The organism is Enterobacter cloacae complex sp. 2015409 (genome assembly GCF_041365315.1).
GTDB classification, from domain to species: Bacteria; Pseudomonadota; Gammaproteobacteria; order Enterobacterales; family Enterobacteriaceae; genus Enterobacter; species Enterobacter pseudoroggenkampii.
The window spans coordinates 1,948,904-1,965,462 of sequence record NZ_JBFTVM010000001.1; the positions used below are offsets into that span (position 1 = coordinate 1,948,904).

The window sequence follows — 16,559 nt, forward strand, 5'->3', positions numbered from 1 at the left end:
TTTTAGCGCAACTCCCTATAGTAGCGCCCCGTTGCCCCCCAAGCGGTCAGGCAGCAAAACAATATGGTGAGGTGTCCGAGTGGCTGAAGGAGCACGCCTGGAAAGTGTGTATACGGCAACGTATCGGGGGTTCGAATCCCCCCCTCACCGCCATATTTGAAGAAGAGCTCGCATGAAAATGCGGGCTTTTTTTTCGCATGTTGCACGCCTGCGGGGGGATGAGAATCCCCGACCGGGGTTCGACAACTGGCGACAGCCAGTTGGACAGACTGAGAGCGTAGCGAACAGTCTGCCCGCAGGGCGAGCGAAGCGAGTCAATCCCCCCCTCACCGCCATATTTGAAGAAGAGCTCGCATGAAAATGCGGGCTTTTTTTTCGCATGTTGCATGCCTGCGGGGGGATGAGAATCCCCCCCGGTGCTATATGCAGCTCGATGCGGCCTGAGCCCCTCACCCTAGCCCTCTCCCCAAGGGAGAGGGGATAAAATGCACAAAAAACAAAGCCCGGTTTCCCGGGCCTTGAACACAACAGCAAACTCAATAATACGCTTGCAGCGTGCGCTGGCAGAGCGCCGAACGCACGCAGTCCTCTTTGGTGAAGCGTACCACCCCAATCATCTCATCTTCCTCAAAACGTGACATGGCGTCGCTCAGCCCGGATTTCACGCCGGATGGCAGGTCACACTGGGTAATATCGCCGTTAACGATAACCGTCACGTTCTCCCCGAGGCGCGTTAAGAACATCTTCATTTGCGCAGCGGTCACGTTCTGAGCCTCGTCAAGAATGACGACCGCATTTTCAAATGTACGTCCGCGCATATAGGCGAACGGCGCGATTTCCACCTTGCCAATCTCTGGTCGCAGGCAGTACTGCATGAAGGATGCGCCCAGTCGCTTCACCAGCACGTCATAGACGGGCCTGAAGTACGGGGCAAACTTCTCCGAAATATCTCCGGGCAAGAAGCCGAGATCCTCATCAGCCTGCAGTACCGGACGGGTAACAATGATTCTTTCCACGTCCTTATGGATCAGCGCTTCCGCCGCTTTGGCTGCACTAATCCAGGTTTTCCCGCATCCGGCTTCACCGGTTGCAAAGATGAGCTGTTTACTCTCGATAGCATTCAGGTAGTGCGCCTGAGCCTCATTGCGCGCCACAATTGGAGAATTATCACGGCTGTCTCGGGCCATGCCAATTGCTTCTACGCCACTCATCTGCACAAGCGAGGTGACCGATTCTTCTTCACGCTGTTTATGGCTACGTGAATCCCGTCTCAGCACACGTTTTGCTTCGCGACGAGCTTTGATCACTGCTTTTTGTCTTCCCATGGATAGCACCTTGAGTTGTTGGTATTCATCACACGCGCCAGCTTCGGCACGATTATGCGCACGAACATCAGAGGGTTGGCTTCCTTGTAAGCCATTGCTTGCTTTATCGGATGACGATACGGAACAGCTACGCGCACCGTTCTGCACGTCGGTCGAATCAGATTCTTGAGGAAGGGGGGAGAATTTAGTGGTGAGGAAATCGCTGCCGGAGTCTGAGCCTCCGCGCCGGGTGCTGCGGTTGTTATGTTTACCTTGTCCAGTACAGGACGCAACCATTCGCGATCTCCATAGTGATTCAGCATCACTGCCGGGAACTACCGCTGTCTTATCTTAAGTACATCAGGAGTTATCACAAATGCAACATTTATTTTACCTGAATGCAACTTTTAAGACTGCACCTGCAGTGGATTCAGTCTTATATAGAAATATTACAGAAATATAACAACAAGATAGTCATATGAAAAAATAATGTCCCCGCGAACTATCGCAGGGACGATTATCAGGCTTCGATCAGCCCTTGAGCGAGGTACGCGTTACTGTCGCGCGCCCCTGGCAGGGCAAAGAAATAGCCGCCGCCGATAGGTTTAATGTACTCTTCCAGCGCTTCACCGTTGAGCCGCTTCTGCACGGTGAGAAAGCCCTTTTCCAGATCGTGCTGATAGCAGACGAACAGCAGCCCCATATCGAGCTGACCGGAGTTGGTCACGCCGAGCGAGTAGCTGTAGCCCCGACGCATCATCAGGCTCGACTGCGTCTCTTTGGTTCGCGGATTGGCAAGACGAATATGGCTGTCCAGCGCAATTATATCGCCATTGGGATCGCGGGCGTAGTCAGGCACATCATGCTCGTTCTTCATGCCGAGCGGTGCCCCGCTTTGCTTATCCCGACCAAAGATCGTCTGCTGCTCTTTGAGCGGCGTGCGGTCCCAGAACTCCACGTGGAACTGAATAATCCGCACCGCCTGATAGCTGCCGCCCACCGCCCATGCCGGTTCGCCCTGATCGGCAGTGACCCACACCACCTCCTTCATGAGCGCACCGTCGTGGCTGTCCGGGTTGGCCGTGCCGTCCTTAAAGCCCAGCAGGTTCACCGGTGTCTCTTTTCCTTTGCTGCGGGCGGCGTGGTCCGAGATAAACCCTTCCCGCTTCCAGCGCACGCTCAGCAGATCCGGCGTGTGCTTGATGATGTCGCGCAGGGCGTGGATCACCGTGTCCTGGGTATTGGCGCAGATCTGCAGGAGCAGGTCGCCGTGACACAGCGCCGCATCCAGGGAGTCATTCGGGAAGCGCGTCATTTTTTGCAGCGCCTTCGGCTTCTGTTTTGCCAGCCCATAGCGCGCGTCAAACAGCGATTCTCCCAGCGAAACGGTAATGGTCAGGTTATCCGGGGCAATAAACGGCCCCAGAATGCCGGAGTCCATTGGCGGCAGACGCGGGTTCGGCGTATCGGGCGCCGGTCCGCCCGCGGTGAGAAACGCGATGCGCGTCGTCAGCAGGCGGAACAGGCGTTCCAGATCGGCTTTATCGCTGGCCAGCGAATCAAAGGCCACCAGCATCATAGATGCCTGCTGCGGCGTCAGGATGCCCGACTGATGCTCGCCATAAAACGGCTGCGTCTCCATGCGGGCATTGGGTGACAGCGTGCCGGGCGCGCTTTGCGGTTTCGCCGCATGCGCCACCGGACAGCCACCGGCCAGAGCAAGCGCGCCCCCCAGCGCCCCTACTCCCTTTAACAACCGACGACGTGAAGGCTCAACCACGTCGTTCTCGCTATGCTTATTCATCGTGCTTAGTCCAGACCCAGTACGCCACGCAGCAGAGAGAGATCTTCCGCCAGGGCGGTGATCGGACCTTTCAGCGCGTTGCGGTCGGCATCGGTCAGCTTGTCGTAGGTCTCAAACCCGTCTTTGGTGCGGTACTTCGCCAGAATGGTGTCGACCTTTTTGAAGTTGGCATCCACTTTGGCCAGCAGCTCGCCGTTCTCTTTCTGCAGCTGAGGACGCAGCAGGTTAACAATTTTCTGCGCGCCGTCGACGTTGGCCTGGAAGTCCCACAGATCGGTATGGCTGTAGCGATCCTCTTCGCCGCTGATTTTGCTGGCGGCCACTTCTTCAATCAGCCCGGCCGCGCCGCCCACCACTTTTGACGGCGGGAAGGCCAGCTCGCTGATGCGCTTTTGCAGCTCCAGCACGTCGCTGTTCAGCTGGTCGGCATACTTCTCCATCCCTTTGGCAGAATTATCGCCGAACAGGGCTTTCTCCAGACGGTGGAAACCGGTGAATTTCGGATCGGCGGCTTTCTGCTCGAAATCATCTTCGCGGGCGTCAATGCTGCCATCAAGGTCAGAGAACAGCTCGGCGATCGGCTCGATGCGCTCGTAGTGCTGACGGGTTGGCGCATACAGGGATTTCGCTTTTTCGATATCCCCGGCCTTCACCGCATCGGTAAAGGCTTTGGTTGCCGTCGCCAGCTCCGCCGTCTCTTTGGTGACGTAGGCTTTATACGCGGTAATCGCATCGCCCAGGCTCAGCACCGCAGCGCCTTTTGCCGCATCGGCTGTCGCTTCACCTTTGACGATGAGCTTCCCTTTCGGGTTGGTCAGCAGACCGCAGGTCATCTCATACTCGCCCGGCTGGAGGTTGGCGGTCATCTTCTGGCTGAAGCCAGGGGCGATATTTTCACGCTCTTCCACCACCAGAACGCCTTTCAGGATCTCCCACTCCAGCGCCTTCTGGCTGTGGTTCTGAATAATAAACTGGGTTTTACCACTGTTCACCGTGAGGGTCATCGGCTCGCACTGCTTGTCGTTGACGGTGACCTTAACCTGTGGAACATCCGCGCCCCAGGCGGAGAATGCAGAAGCGAACAGCGCGGCAATGCCTGCGCATAACGCACTACGACGGAACTGAATTGCCATGACTCTTCCCTTTAAAAGTATGTTGTTACTCAATCAAAGATTACGGCGCAACGCGCGACGCCTGCGTGCCGGTACGCGGCGGCATTGCGAACAGCACCAGCGCCGGAACCAGATAGATAAAGTACATCGCCACTTCGCTGACGCTCGGCGTTTCCTGATAGCCGAAGATACCTTCGAGCAGGGTGCCGGTCAGAGAGTGCGTGGAGAGAACGTTGCTGAGGTCGAACGCCACGTCCTGGAAATGGTTCCACAGGCCCGCTTCATGGAAGGCGCGAATCGCCCCTGCCGCCAGACCCGCGGCTACCAGCAGAATAAACAGGCTGGTCCACTTGAAGAAGGCGCCCAGGTTCAGGCGGATACCGCCCCAGTACAGCAGAAAACCGAGCACCACGGCCGTGGCGAGGCCCAGCATGGCCCCCAGCGGCGGCCAGATCCCCACATCCTGCTGAAACGCTGCCAGCAGGAAGAAAACAGACTCCAGCCCTTCGCGCGCGACGGCGAAAAAGACCATCATAATGAGCGCCCAGCCGTGGTTATTGCCCTTTTGCAGCGCGTTATCCACCGCCTGCTCCAGCTGCACCTTCACGTTACGGGAGACTTTACGCATCCAGAACACCATCCAGGTGAGGATCACCACCGCAATCACGGCGACGATACCCTCAAACAGTTCCTGCTCTTTCTGCGGAAACTCGCCGGTGGTTTCGTTGATGAGAATACCGAGGCCCAGACAGAGCGCCGCGGCAAAGAATACCCCGACCCACATGACGCCAATCCAGCGCCCGCGCTGGGTTCGCTTCAGATAACTGGCGATGAGGCTCACGATAAGGGCGGCTTCGAGCCCTTCACGTAACATAATGAGAAATGGAACAAACATGCCGACACCTTAAATGTTTATCGCGGTCAACTGATGCAAAGAAAGGTAAATTCTTGTGATAGTGATTATCATTACGGCAGAAAGAAACACAAGCGAAATGTGCGGTGTTTTGATAACGAGTTGTAAACGCCCAGCCTGATAATAGTTTCAGGCGTTATCGTTAAGTTTATAAGTTATAACGAAAATGCCCATTTACGCTGATTCAGGGCTGTGGCTAAATAACCGCCTCAAACACCTGGTGAAATTAAATTATGTTTAAAATTGTCCATTTCCTGCTGGCGCTGGTCATTATTCTCGCGCTTGCCTGGCTGGTGAGTTTCGACCGCCGAAAAATTCGCATTCGTTTTGTTTTACAGCTGATTGTCATAGAAATTGCCCTGGCGTTCTTTTTCCTGCACGCCGAAAGCGGGTTATTCCTGATTAAATACGTCTCAGGATTTTTTGAGTCGCTGCTCAAATTTGCCGGTGAAGGTACCAATTTCGTCTTTGGCGGCATGGGAGAAAAAGGGCTGGCGTTCATTTTCCTCGGCGTCCTTTGCCCGATTATTTTTATTTCCGCGCTGATTGGTATTCTTCAGCACTGGCGGATCCTGCCGATTTTTATTCGGGTAATCGGTACGCTGCTGTCCAAACTGAACGGCATGGGCAAGCTGGAATCCTTTAACGCGGTGAGCTCGCTGATCCTCGGCCAGTCGGAAAACTTCATTGCCTACAAAGGCGTGCTGGGCGATCTCTCCTCTCGTCGTCTCTTCACCATGGCAGCCACGGCGATGTCGACGGTCTCCCTGTCGATTGTCGGCGCGTATATGACCATGCTCGACGCTAAATTTGTCGTCGCGGCGCTGATTCTGAACATGTTCAGCACCTTTATTATTCTCACGGTCATCAACCCGACGCGCCCGGAAGCGGAGCCGGATATTAAACTGGAAAAACTGCATGAATCGCAGAGCTTCTTCGAGATGCTTGGCGAGTATATTCTGGCCGGTTTTAAGGTGGCGATGATTATTCTGGCGATGCTGATTGGTTTTATCGCGCTTATTAGTGCCGTTAACGCCCTCTTCTCCAGCGTATTTGGCATGAGCTTCCAGCAAATCCTCGGCTATGTATTTTATCCCCTGGCATGGCTGGTAGGGATTCCTCTGAGCGATGCCTTAAACGCGGGCAGCATTATGGCAACCAAGCTGGTGGCGAATGAATTTGTGGCGATGATTGAGCTGCAAAAAATAGCGCACCAGATGTCCCCGCGCGGGCTGGGCATTTTATCCGTCTTCCTGGTGTCGTTCGCGAACTTCGCCTCCATCGGCATCGTGGCCGGGGCGATTAAGGGCCTGAACGAGCAGCAGGGTAACGTGGTGTCGCGGTTTGGTCTGCGCCTGGTGTACGGTGCGACCCTGGTGAGCCTGCTGTCGGCGAGCTTTGCGGGGTTGGTGCTGTAAGTTTTGTGCCGGGTGGCGCTGCGCTTACCGGGCCTACAAAACAACAACGGCGGGTTATCCCGCCGTTTTCATTAAAATTGCACGCACACCGGCTGGTCGACACGCATCACCGACTCCTGCGCGAAGCGCGACTTATAAATCCCGCGCAACGCTTCGATGTTCTTCTCGCTCTGCGCATCTTTACCGTGGATCAGCATCAACGCCTTGCTCGGTTCACGCGCCACTTTTCCGTCGTTCCCCAGCCACTGCCCGCGGGCATCAAACACCGTTAGGCCATCGCGGAAACGCGGCGTCACGTCCTGGTCAACAAACTGCTGCCATTCGTTGCTGGTGATCTGCGCCCCGGCAGGACGGTTTAAGCCGAAATAGAGCGTGGTTTGCTGCATCTGGTTATCCGCTTTGCAGGTTTCTACCGCCGCATGTTGCGATGGCGCGTTGCAGCCCGCCAGCATCAATAATGCTGCCGCCATTAACCCTGTTTTGATTGTCATGCTTCGCTATCCTCATTGTTATAAGCACAGCGATATCAACGTAAATTGCAGAATTTAGCAAGAGAGGTTTATTCCCTCTCCCCTTTGGGGAGAGGGTTAGGGTGAGGGGAGAATTATTCCGGCTGCAGCTTAGACGGCGGTGCGGAGTGGTAGTGCGCGTCTGCTTCCGCAAAGCGTTTCTGCATGGAGGCAGACGGTGCTTTACCCAGCAGGCTGAAGACCACGATACCGATGCTGCCGAAGATGAAGCCAGGGATGATTTCGTACAGGCCCAGCCACGCGAACTGTTTCCAGACGATAACGGTCAGCGCACCGATAATCATTCCCGCCAGCGCGCCGTTACGGGTCATACGTGACCACATAACGGAGAACAGCACGACCGGACCAAACGCCGCACCAAAGCCCGCCCACGCGTAGCTCACGAGACCCAGCACGCGGTTTTCCGGGTTGGCCGCCAGCGCGATGGCAATCAGCGCCACCACCAGCACCATAAAGCGTCCTACCCACACCAGCTCTTTCTGGCTCGCGTTTTTACGCAGGAAGGCTTTGTAGAGGTCTTCGGTGATCGCACTGGAGCAGACCAGCAGCTGGCAGCTCAGGGTGGACATCACCGCCGCCAGGATCGCGGAGAGCAGAATACCGGCAATCCACGGGTTAAACAGAATCTGCGCTAGCTCGATAAACACGCGCTCGGCGTTCTGGTTTACCGCGCCCGCCTGCGCCGGGTTATTGCTGAAGTAGGCAATACCGAAGAAGCCGACCGCACACGCGCCCGCCAGACACAGGATCATCCACGTCATACTGATGCGACGCGCATGGACGATGGTGTGATGAGAATCCGCCGCCATAAAGCGCGCCAGGATGTGCGGCTGACCGAAGTAGCCCAGACCCCAGCCCATCAGGGAGACGATAGCGACGAAGTTCAGCCCTTTCAGCATGTCGACGTTTTCGATGCTCTTCTGCTTGATCACTTCCAGCGAATCGCCAAAGCCGCCAACGGTGAAAATCACAATCACCGGGGTCAGGATCAGGGCGAAGATCATCAGGCTCGCCTGCACGGTGTCGGTCCAGCTGACGGCCAGGAAACCGCCCACGAAGGTATAGAGGATGGTCGCCGCCGCACCGGCCCACAGGGCGGTTTCGTAGCTCATGCCGAAGGTGCTTTCGAACAGGCGCGCACCGGCTACGATGCCGGAGGCACAGTAGATCGTGAAGAACACCAGGATCACCACCGCCGAGATAATACGCAGCACGCGGCTGTTATCTTCAAAGCGTCCGGTGAAGTAGTCCGGCAGCGTCAGGGCGTTATTGTTGGCCTCGGTGTGCACGCGCAGACGGCCTGCCACCAGCTTCCAGTTGATCCATGCACCGACGGTCAGACCGATGGCAATCCAGCTTTCCGAGATACCGGAAATGAAAATCGCGCCCGGAAGCCCCATCAGCAGCCAGCCGCTCATGTCGGAAGCGCCCGCAGAGAGTGCGGTCACCATTGGGCCTAGACTGCGTCCGCCCAGAATGTAGTCGTCAAAGTTCTTTGTTGAACGCCATGCCAAAAACCCTATCAGGATCATGCCAAATATATAAACGAGAAATGTCACCAGCATCGGTGTGCTAATAGCCATTCAAATTCTCCAAAAGTGTCGAGCGACAACCGTCCGGGTTGCCTTGTTATATGATCACCGGAACGTGGTGACGGTATCTTGTGTTTCGGTGAGGCGCGCTATCCTGCCGTATGCGCCCTCCGCTGACAAACGATTTAACACTGCATTTACATCAATTTCATCCCCGGCTTGATACGAGTTTCCTATAGGTTGCACTCGCTCACGCTTTTACGGGTTGCACCTTTTAAAAGTGTTAACTCCCGCATAAAAACAGGCTTACCGGGACAAAGGCAGCACGTTTTTCCAGCTAACCATCCGTTAACAATTCATTCATTTCCCGGGTTGCAAACCAGGTCACATTTAACACGGTTGCACAAAGTTGCAACATGGTGGATATTTCACGCTAACGACCAAACACGATGAAAGCACAACAGGAGCTTTGGCATGGGTATGACCACCATGGGGGTTAAGCTGGATGACGCAACCCGCGAACGGATTAAGACCGCAGCAACCCGCATTGACCGCACGCCGCACTGGTTAATTAAGCAGGCGATTTTTAACTATCTCGAAAGACTCGAGAGCGACGAGGGGCTGCCGGAGCTGCCTGCCCTGCTGGCCGGTGCAGCGAACGAAAGCGAGGAAGCGCCAGCCGCTGGCGACGAGAGCCATCAGCCCTTCCTCGAATTCGCCGAGCAGATCCTGCCGCAGTCCGTCAGCCGTGCCGCCATTACCGGCGCGTACCGCCGCGCCGAAACCGACGCCGTGCCGATGCTGCTGGAGCAGGCTCGCCTGCCGGAAGCCGTTGCCGCGCAGGCGCACAGCCTGGCGTACCAGCTGGCTGACAAACTGCGTAACCAGAAGACCGCCACCGGCCGCGCCGGGATGGTTCAGGGTCTGCTGCAGGAATTTTCCCTCTCCTCACAGGAAGGCGTGGCGCTGATGTGCCTGGCGGAAGCGCTGCTGCGTATTCCGGATAAAGCCACCCGCGACGCGCTGATCCGCGACAAGATCAGCAACGGTAACTGGCATTCACACATTGGTCGCAGCCCGTCGCTGTTCGTCAACGCCGCGACCTGGGGTCTGCTGTTTACCGGCAAGCTGGTCTCGACCCATAACGAAGCCAACCTGTCACGCTCCCTGAACCGCATCATCGGCAAGAGCGGCGAGCCGCTGATCCGCAAAGGTGTGGACATGGCGATGCGTCTGATGGGCGAGCAGTTCGTCACCGGGGAAACCATTGCCGAAGCGCTGGCGAACGCCCGCAAGCTGGAAGATAAAGGTTTCCGCTACTCGTACGACATGCTCGGCGAAGCGGCCCTGACCGCCGCCGACGCGCAGGCCTATATGGTCTCTTACCAGCAGGCGATCCACGCCATCGGTAAAGCATCCAACGGTCGCGGTATTTATGAAGGCCCGGGCATCTCGATTAAGCTTTCCGCCCTGCACCCGCGCTACAGCCGCGCGCAGTACGACCGGGTGATGGAAGAGCTCTACCCGCGCCTGAAGTCCCTGACCCTGCTGGCGCGCCAGTATGACATCGGCATCAACATCGACGCCGAAGAGGCCGACCGTCTGGAGATCTCCCTCGACCTGCTGGAAAAACTGTGCTTCGAGCCGGAGCTGGCGGGCTGGAACGGCATCGGCTTCGTTATTCAGGCCTACCAGAAGCGCTGCCCGTTCGTCATTGATTACCTGATTGACCTGGCCAGCCGCAGCCGCCGTCGCCTGATGATCCGTCTGGTGAAAGGGGCCTACTGGGACAGCGAAATCAAACGCGCCCAGATGGAAGGGCTGGAAGGCTATCCGGTCTATACCCGCAAGGTCTACACCGACGTCTCTTACCTCGCCTGCGCGAAAAAGCTGCTCGGCGTGCCGAACCTGATCTATCCGCAGTTCGCCACCCACAACGCCCACACCCTGGCGGCAATCTACAGCCTGGCCGGGCAGAACTACTACCCGGGCCAGTACGAATTCCAGTGCCTGCACGGCATGGGTGAACCGCTGTACGAGCAGGTGACCGGTAAAGTGGCGGACGGCAAGCTGAACCGCCCGTGCCGTATCTATGCTCCGGTGGGTACCCACGAAACCCTGCTGGCATACCTGGTGCGTCGCCTGCTGGAAAACGGCGCGAACACCTCCTTCGTTAACCGCATCGCTGACACCACCCTGCCGCTGGACGAGCTGGTTGCCGATCCGGTGCAGGCCGTCGAGAAGATGGCGGCCCAGGAAGGCCAGATTGGCCTGCCGCATCCGAAGATTGCCCTGCCGCGCGAGCTGTACGGCAAAGGTCGCGTTAACTCGGCGGGCCTGGATCTCGCCAACGAACACCGTCTGGCATCCCTCTCCTCTGCCCTGCTCAACAGTGCATTGCAGAAGTGGCAGGCCAAACCGATGCTGGAGCAGCCCGCTGCTGACGGCGACATGCAGCCTGTTATCAACCCGGCAGAGCCAAAAGATATCGTCGGCTACGTGCGTGAAGCCACCGAAGCGGAAGTGGATCAGGCGCTTGACAGCGCGGTGAACAACGCCCCTATCTGGTTCGCCACGCCGCCACAGGAGCGTGCCGCCATTCTGGAGCGCGCGGCTGTGCTGATGGAAGATCAGATGCAGTCGCTCATCGGTATTCTGGTGCGCGAAGCGGGTAAAACCTTCAGCAACGCCATCGCCGAAGTGCGCGAGGCGGTCGACTTCCTGCACTACTACGCCGGTCAGGTGCGCGATGATTTCGACAACGAAACCCACCGTCCGCTCGGTCCGGTCGTCTGTATCAGCCCGTGGAACTTCCCGCTGGCGATCTTCACCGGCCAGATTGCCGCCGCGCTTGCCGCAGGCAACAGCGTGCTGGCAAAACCGGCAGAGCAGACCCGGCTGATTGCCGCACAGGGCATCAACATTCTTCTGGAAGCCGGCGTGCCGGCGGGCGTGGTCCAGCTGCTGCCGGGCCGCGGTGAAACCGTGGGCGCCAAACTGACCTCTGATAACCGCGTGCGCGGCGTGATGTTTACCGGTTCGACCGAAGTGGCCTCGCTGCTGCAGCGCAACATTGCCACTCGTCTGGATGCACAGGGTCGTCCTACGCCGCTCATCGCGGAAACCGGCGGCATGAACGCCATGATCGTTGACTCCTCCGCCCTCACCGAGCAGGTGGTGGTCGACGTGCTGGCCTCCGCCTTCGACAGCGCAGGTCAGCGCTGCTCCGCCCTGCGCGTGCTGTGCCTGCAGGACGACGTGGCGGACCACACGCTGAAAATGCTGCGCGGCGCGATGGCCGAATGCCGCATGGGCAACCCGGGCCGTCTCACCACCGACATCGGGCCGGTGATCGACGCGGAAGCCAAAGCCAACATCGAAAACCACATTCAGACCATGCGCGCGAAAGGCCGTCCGGTGTTCCAGGCGGTGCGTGAGAACAGCGAAGATACCCGCGAATGGCGGACCGGCACCTTTGTGCCGCCTACGCTTATCGAGCTGGCGAGCTTCGACGAGCTGAAAAAAGAGGTCTTCGGTCCGGTACTGCACGTGGTGCGCTACAACCGTAACAACCTCAACGAGCTGGTTGAGCAGATCAACGCCTCCGGCTATGGCCTGACGCTCGGCGTACATACCCGTATCGACGAGACCATCGCGCAGGTAACCGGCAGCGCCAAAGTGGGCAACCTGTACGTTAACCGCAACATGGTTGGCGCGGTCGTGGGCGTGCAGCCGTTCGGCGGTGAAGGCCTCTCCGGCACCGGCCCGAAAGCGGGTGGTCCGCTCTACCTGTACCGTCTGCTGGCGAACCGTCCGGAGAACGCGCTGGGCGTCACCCTGGCACGTCAGGATGCGGAGTATCCGGTGGATGCACAGCTGAAAACCGTACTGACGCAGCCGCTGGAGGCCCTGATCGCCTGGGCGGAGAAACGTCCTGAGCTGCGTGCCGTTGCGCAGCAGTACGGCGAGCTGGCACAGGCCGGCACCCAGCGTCTGCTGCCGGGGCCGACCGGCGAGCGCAACACCTGGACGCTGATGCCGCGCGAACGCGTACTGTGCGTGGCCGATAACGAGCAGGACGCGCTGGTGCAGCTGGCTGCCGCGATGGCAACCGGGTGTGAAGTGCTGTGGCCGGACGATGCGCTGCATCGCGATCTCGCCAAACAGCTGCCGAAAGCGGTCTCGGCCCGCATTCACTTCGCGAAAGCCGATGCGCTGCTGACGCAGCCGTTTGATGCGGTGATTTATCACGGTGATTCCGACCAGCTGCGCGAACTCTGCGAGCAGGTTGCGGCCCGCAGCGGGCCGATTGTTTCGGTACAGGGCTTCGCCCGTGGGGAAACCAACCTGCTGCTGGAACGCCTGTATGTAGAGCGCTCGCTCAGCGTCAATACCGCGGCGGCAGGCGGTAACGCCAGCCTGATGACAATCGGCTAACGCTGTGCTAATAAGGCTCCGGAGACGGAGCCTTATTTTATTGGGGAGTGTATGAAACGATTTCTTATCGCAGGCGCAGCACTGCTGCTAAGCGCCAGCGCGCTGGCCGACGAGTGCGACAAAGCGACCACCCAGCTTGAGCTGAATACCTGTAGCGCGCAGCAGTACCAGGCTGCCGATAAAAAGCTCAACCAGACCTATCAGGCCGCCATCAAGCGTGCGGCTGCCCCCCAGCGCGATCTGCTGAAAAAAGCGCAGCAGGCGTGGATTGCCCTGCGCGACGCGGACTGTGCGTTTATCGGTTCGGGGACGGAAGGCGGGAGCGTCCAGCCAATGATTGTTAACCAGTGCCTGGCGGAAAAAACCGTGGAGCGCGAAGCGTTTCTGGCCTCGCTGATGCAGTGCGAAGAGGGCGACTTAAGCTGCCCTCTCCCACCGGGGAACTAACGCAGGCGGATCCCTTCGATAATCATCCGCTGCACGTTTTCCAGGGTGCTGTGGAAAAACGCTTCGTCCTGGAGCGTTTTTCCAGTCACCGCCTCGACCTGGGCCGCAAAGTCAGCGTAATGCTGGGTGGAGGCCCAAATCATAAAGATCAGATGATGCGGATCGACCGGAGCCAGTTTTCCGCTGGCCACCCATCCGGCGATAATGGCCGACTTATCGTCCACCAGCTGTTTTAAATCTCCGGTTAATTCCGCCTGCAACAGCGGCGCCCCCTGCAGCATCTCAAGACAAAACAGCCGTGAAGCCTGCGGGTAATCGCGTGACACCTCCAGCTTCAGGCGAATGTACTCCCTGATCGCCACCAGCGGGGCCAGCTCTTCGCGGAACGCTTTCAGCGGCGCCAGCCAGATATCGAGGATCTGCTGCATCACCGCGACATAGAGCGCCTCTTTCGACGGGTAGTAGTAGAGCAGATTGGTTTTGGATACCCCGGACTGCTCCGCCACCTGCTCCAGGCGCGTGCCGTGAATACCAAACTGCGAAAAGGTCTCCAGCGCCGCGCTGAGGATCGCCTGTTTCTTAGCGCTCACCGCCTGCGAACGTTTACCTGGTGTTTTCACTGCGCCTTGTGTCATTCCCGCTCTCCTTATTCTGCGTTGCCCTCAGCATAGCAAAACCCCCGTCTCGCCACGACATCCTGCACTCCGATCGCGCATGAATGCCTGTTTTCTGTGCAATGTTTTTGACCAGTTAGTCCACATTTAATCGAATCAAACCACCAACTTCTGATTAACACATTAATAACAAAGCCATTTTCAAAACTGGCACTGCCTTTGCAAAAACACCGTTACACCTGCGACGTAATGAAGAGAGGTTCGTGATGAAAATTGGCGTATTTGTACCCATCGGCAACAACGGCTGGCTTATCTCGACCACTGCACCGCAATACATGCCGACCTTTGAGCTGAATAAAGCCATCGTGCAGAAAGCGGAGCACTACCATTTCGACTTTGCGCTTTCGATGATCAAGCTGCGCGGCTTCGGCGGCAAAACCGAATTCTGGGACCACAACCTGGAGTCCTTCACCCTGATGGCCGGGCTGGCCGCGGTCACCTCGCGGATCCAGATCTACGCCACCGCTGCCACCCTCACCCTGCCCCCGGCGATCGTGGCGCGCATGGCCTCCACCATCGACTCCATCTCCGGCGGGCGCTTTGGCGTCAACCTGGTCACGGGCTGGCAAAAACCGGAGTACGAGCAGATGGGGCTCTGGCCGGGGGACGATTACTTCTCGCGTCGCTACGACTACCTGACCGAGTACGTGCAGGTCCTGCGCGATCTGTGGGGTACCGGCAAAAGCGATTTCAAGGGTGACTTCTTCACCATGAACGACTGCCGCGTCAGCCCGCAGCCGTCGGTGCCGATGAAGGTGATTTGCGCAGGGCAGAGCGACGCGGGAATGGAATTCTCGGCGAAATACGCCGACTTTAACTTCTGCTTCGGTAAAGGTGTGAACACGCCTGCCGCCTTCGCCCCGACCGCCGCGCGCATGAAAGAAGCCGCCGACAAAACCGGGCGCGACGTGGGCTCCTACGTGCTGTTTATGGTGATTGCCGACGAAACCGACGACGCGGCGCGCGCGAAATGGGAGCGCTATAAGGACGGCGCCGACGAGGAAGCCCTGAGCTGGCTCACCGAGCAGAGCCAGAAGGATACCCGCTCCGGCGCGGACACCAACGTTCGTCAGATGGCCGACCCGACCTCCGCCGTCAATATCAACATGGGCACCCTGGTCGGCTCGTACGCCAGCGTTGCCAGAATGCTCGATGAAGTGGCGGCCGTTCCCGGTGCGGAAGGCGTCCTGCTGACCTTCGATGATTTCCTCACCGGCGTGGAAACCTTCGGCGAGCGCATCCAGCCGCTGATGCAGTGCCGCGCCCACATCCCTGCCGTCACGAAGGAGGTGGCGTAATGACGACCCTTAACGCACGCCCGGAAGCCATCACCTTTGCGCCGCAGCAGAGCGCGCTTATCGTGGTGGACATGCAAAACGCCTACGCCAGCCAGGGCGGCTATCTGGATCTGGCGGGGTTCGACGTCTCCGCCACCCGGCCGGTGATTGAGAACATTAAAACCGCCGTCGCCGCCGCGCGCGCCGCGGGGATGCTCATTATCTGGTTCCAGAACGGCTGGGACGACCAGTACGTTGAGGCAGGCGGCCCCGGCTCGCCCAACTTCCACAAGTCGAACGCCCTGAAAACCATGCGTAAACGGCCCGAGCTGCAGGGCAAACTGCTGGCGAAGGGCGGCTGGGATTATCAGCTGGTGGATGAGCTGGTCCCGCAGGCGGACGATATTGTCCTGCCGAAACCGCGCTACAGCGGCTTTTTCAACACGCCGCTCGACAGCCTGCTGCGCAGCCGGGGCATTCGCCACCTGGTCTTCACCGGCATTGCCACCAACGTCTGCGTGGAGTCGACCCTGCGCGACGGCTTTTTCCTCGAGTATTTCGGCGTGGTGCTTGAAGACGCGACTCATCAGGCCGGGCCGGATTTCGCCCAGAAGGCGGCCCTGTTCAATATCGAAACCTTTTTTGGCTGGGTCAGCAGCGTCGCCGAGTTTTGCGATGCCCTGAATCCTCCGCTCGCCCGTATCGCCTGAGGAGACACACGATGCCGAAATCCGTAATTATCCCGCCGGGCACCAGCACGCCCATCGCCCCGTTTGTTCCCGGCACCCTCGCCGACGGCGTGGTGTATGTCTCCGGCACGCTGCCGTTTGATAAAGACAACAACGTGGTGTTTATCAACGACCCAAAGGCGCAAACCCGCCACGTGCTGGAGACGATCAAAACCGTGATCGAAACGGCGGGTGGCACGATGGAGGATGTGACCTTCAACAGCATCTTTATCACCGACTGGAAAAACTACGCCGCGATTAATGAAATCTACGCGGAGTTCTTCCCCGGCGATAAACCGGCCCGTTTCTGCATTCAGTGCGGGCTGGTGAAGCCGGACGCGCTGGTGGAAATCGCCACCGTTGCGCACATTGTGAAGTGAGGC

General features: G+C 58.3%; 13 protein-coding genes, 1 tRNA gene and 1 other RNA gene. 8 read left to right on the forward strand and 7 right to left on the reverse strand.

Annotation, left to right across the window (positions count from 1 at the left end; all coding sequences use genetic code 11):
• Positions 1 to 65: 65 nt before the first annotated feature.
• Both ACDO57_RS09525 and ACDO57_RS09530 read left to right on the forward strand, forming a co-directional pair.
• A tRNA-Ser gene (locus ACDO57_RS09525) sits at positions 66 to 153 on the forward strand.
• 44 nt (positions 154 to 197) lie between these two features.
• Positions 198 to 335, forward strand: a non-coding RNA gene (locus tag ACDO57_RS09530) — RtT sRNA.
• Between the two features lie 201 nt (positions 336 to 536).
• Here the strand turns inward: ACDO57_RS09530 and phoH are convergent.
• The 4 genes from phoH to efeU all read right to left on the reverse strand — a co-directional run bounded on the left by phoH (position 537) and on the right by efeU (position 5,115).
• Positions 537 to 1,325: a phosphate starvation-inducible protein PhoH gene (phoH, locus tag ACDO57_RS09535; RefSeq protein WP_024908976.1), complete on the reverse strand. Its 789-nt coding sequence runs from the start codon at positions 1,323 to 1,325 to the stop codon at positions 537 to 539.
• 499 nt (positions 1,326 to 1,824) lie between these two features.
• The gene (efeB, locus tag ACDO57_RS09540) at positions 1,825 to 3,108 is read right to left on the reverse strand and encodes an iron uptake transporter deferrochelatase/peroxidase subunit (RefSeq protein WP_208763749.1); all 1,284 of its coding nucleotides are present in this window, start codon (positions 3,106 to 3,108) and stop codon (positions 1,825 to 1,827) included.
• Positions 3,109 to 3,113: 5 nt separating this feature from the next.
• A complete protein-coding gene (efeO, locus tag ACDO57_RS09545) occupies positions 3,114 to 4,241 on the reverse strand; it encodes an iron uptake system protein EfeO (RefSeq protein WP_048989838.1) in 1,128 nt (375 codons plus the stop codon).
• 40 nt (positions 4,242 to 4,281) lie between these two features.
• Complete coding sequence (gene efeU / locus ACDO57_RS09550; RefSeq protein WP_370883886.1) at positions 4,282 to 5,115, reverse strand: iron uptake transporter permease EfeU; 834 nt, start codon at positions 5,113 to 5,115, stop codon at positions 4,282 to 4,284.
• A 251-nt stretch (positions 5,116 to 5,366) separates the two neighbouring features.
• Between efeU and ACDO57_RS09555 the strand changes: the two genes are divergently transcribed.
• Positions 5,367 to 6,551: a NupC/NupG family nucleoside CNT transporter gene (locus tag ACDO57_RS09555; RefSeq protein WP_024908972.1), complete on the forward strand. Its 1,185-nt coding sequence runs from the start codon at positions 5,367 to 5,369 to the stop codon at positions 6,549 to 6,551.
• Between the two features lie 71 nt (positions 6,552 to 6,622).
• On the opposite strand, the gene ACDO57_RS09560 is transcribed toward ACDO57_RS09555, so the two are convergent.
• Positions 6,623 to 7,042, reverse strand: a complete 420-nt coding sequence (locus ACDO57_RS09560) for a DUF3574 domain-containing protein (RefSeq protein ID WP_032648964.1) — start codon at positions 7,040 to 7,042, stop codon at positions 6,623 to 6,625.
• A gap of 113 nt (positions 7,043 to 7,155) precedes the next feature.
• Positions 7,156 to 8,664: a sodium/proline symporter PutP gene (gene putP / locus ACDO57_RS09565; protein ID WP_024909642.1), complete on the reverse strand. Its 1,509-nt coding sequence runs from the start codon at positions 8,662 to 8,664 to the stop codon at positions 7,156 to 7,158.
• A gap of 423 nt (positions 8,665 to 9,087) precedes the next feature.
• Between putP and putA the strand changes: the two genes are divergently transcribed.
• Complete coding sequence (putA, locus tag ACDO57_RS09570) at positions 9,088 to 13,050, forward strand: trifunctional transcriptional regulator/proline dehydrogenase/L-glutamate gamma-semialdehyde dehydrogenase (protein ID WP_370883887.1); 3,963 nt, start codon at positions 9,088 to 9,090, stop codon at positions 13,048 to 13,050.
• A 51-nt stretch (positions 13,051 to 13,101) separates the two neighbouring features.
• A complete protein-coding gene (locus ACDO57_RS09575) occupies positions 13,102 to 13,497 on the forward strand; it encodes a lysozyme inhibitor LprI family protein (protein WP_024909640.1) in 396 nt (131 codons plus the stop codon).
• Here ACDO57_RS09575 and rutR read toward each other — a convergent pair.
• A complete protein-coding gene (gene rutR / locus ACDO57_RS09580) occupies positions 13,494 to 14,132 on the reverse strand; it encodes an HTH-type transcriptional regulator RutR (protein ID WP_025912986.1) in 639 nt (212 codons plus the stop codon). The two genes, ACDO57_RS09575 and rutR, sit on opposite strands and share 4 nt — an antisense overlap.
• Before the next feature lie 245 nt (positions 14,133 to 14,377).
• Here rutR and rutA point away from each other — a divergent pair, with 245 nt between their 5' ends.
• Genes rutA through rutC form a run of 3 tightly spaced genes read left to right on the forward strand, consistent with a single transcriptional unit; the run spans position 14,378 to position 16,556 of the window.
• On the forward strand, positions 14,378 to 15,469 hold the full coding sequence (rutA, locus tag ACDO57_RS09585) for a pyrimidine utilization protein A (protein ID WP_023617762.1): 1,092 nt from the start codon (positions 14,378 to 14,380) through the stop codon (positions 15,467 to 15,469).
• Positions 15,469 to 16,158, forward strand: a complete 690-nt coding sequence (rutB, locus tag ACDO57_RS09590) for a pyrimidine utilization protein B (protein ID WP_370883888.1) — start codon at positions 15,469 to 15,471, stop codon at positions 16,156 to 16,158. The genes rutA and rutB overlap by 1 nt, the downstream gene beginning before the upstream one ends.
• An 11-nt stretch (positions 16,159 to 16,169) precedes the next feature.
• Positions 16,170 to 16,556, forward strand: a complete 387-nt coding sequence (gene rutC / locus ACDO57_RS09595) for a pyrimidine utilization protein C (protein WP_248239905.1) — start codon at positions 16,170 to 16,172, stop codon at positions 16,554 to 16,556.
• Positions 16,557 to 16,559 lie beyond the last annotated feature (3 nt).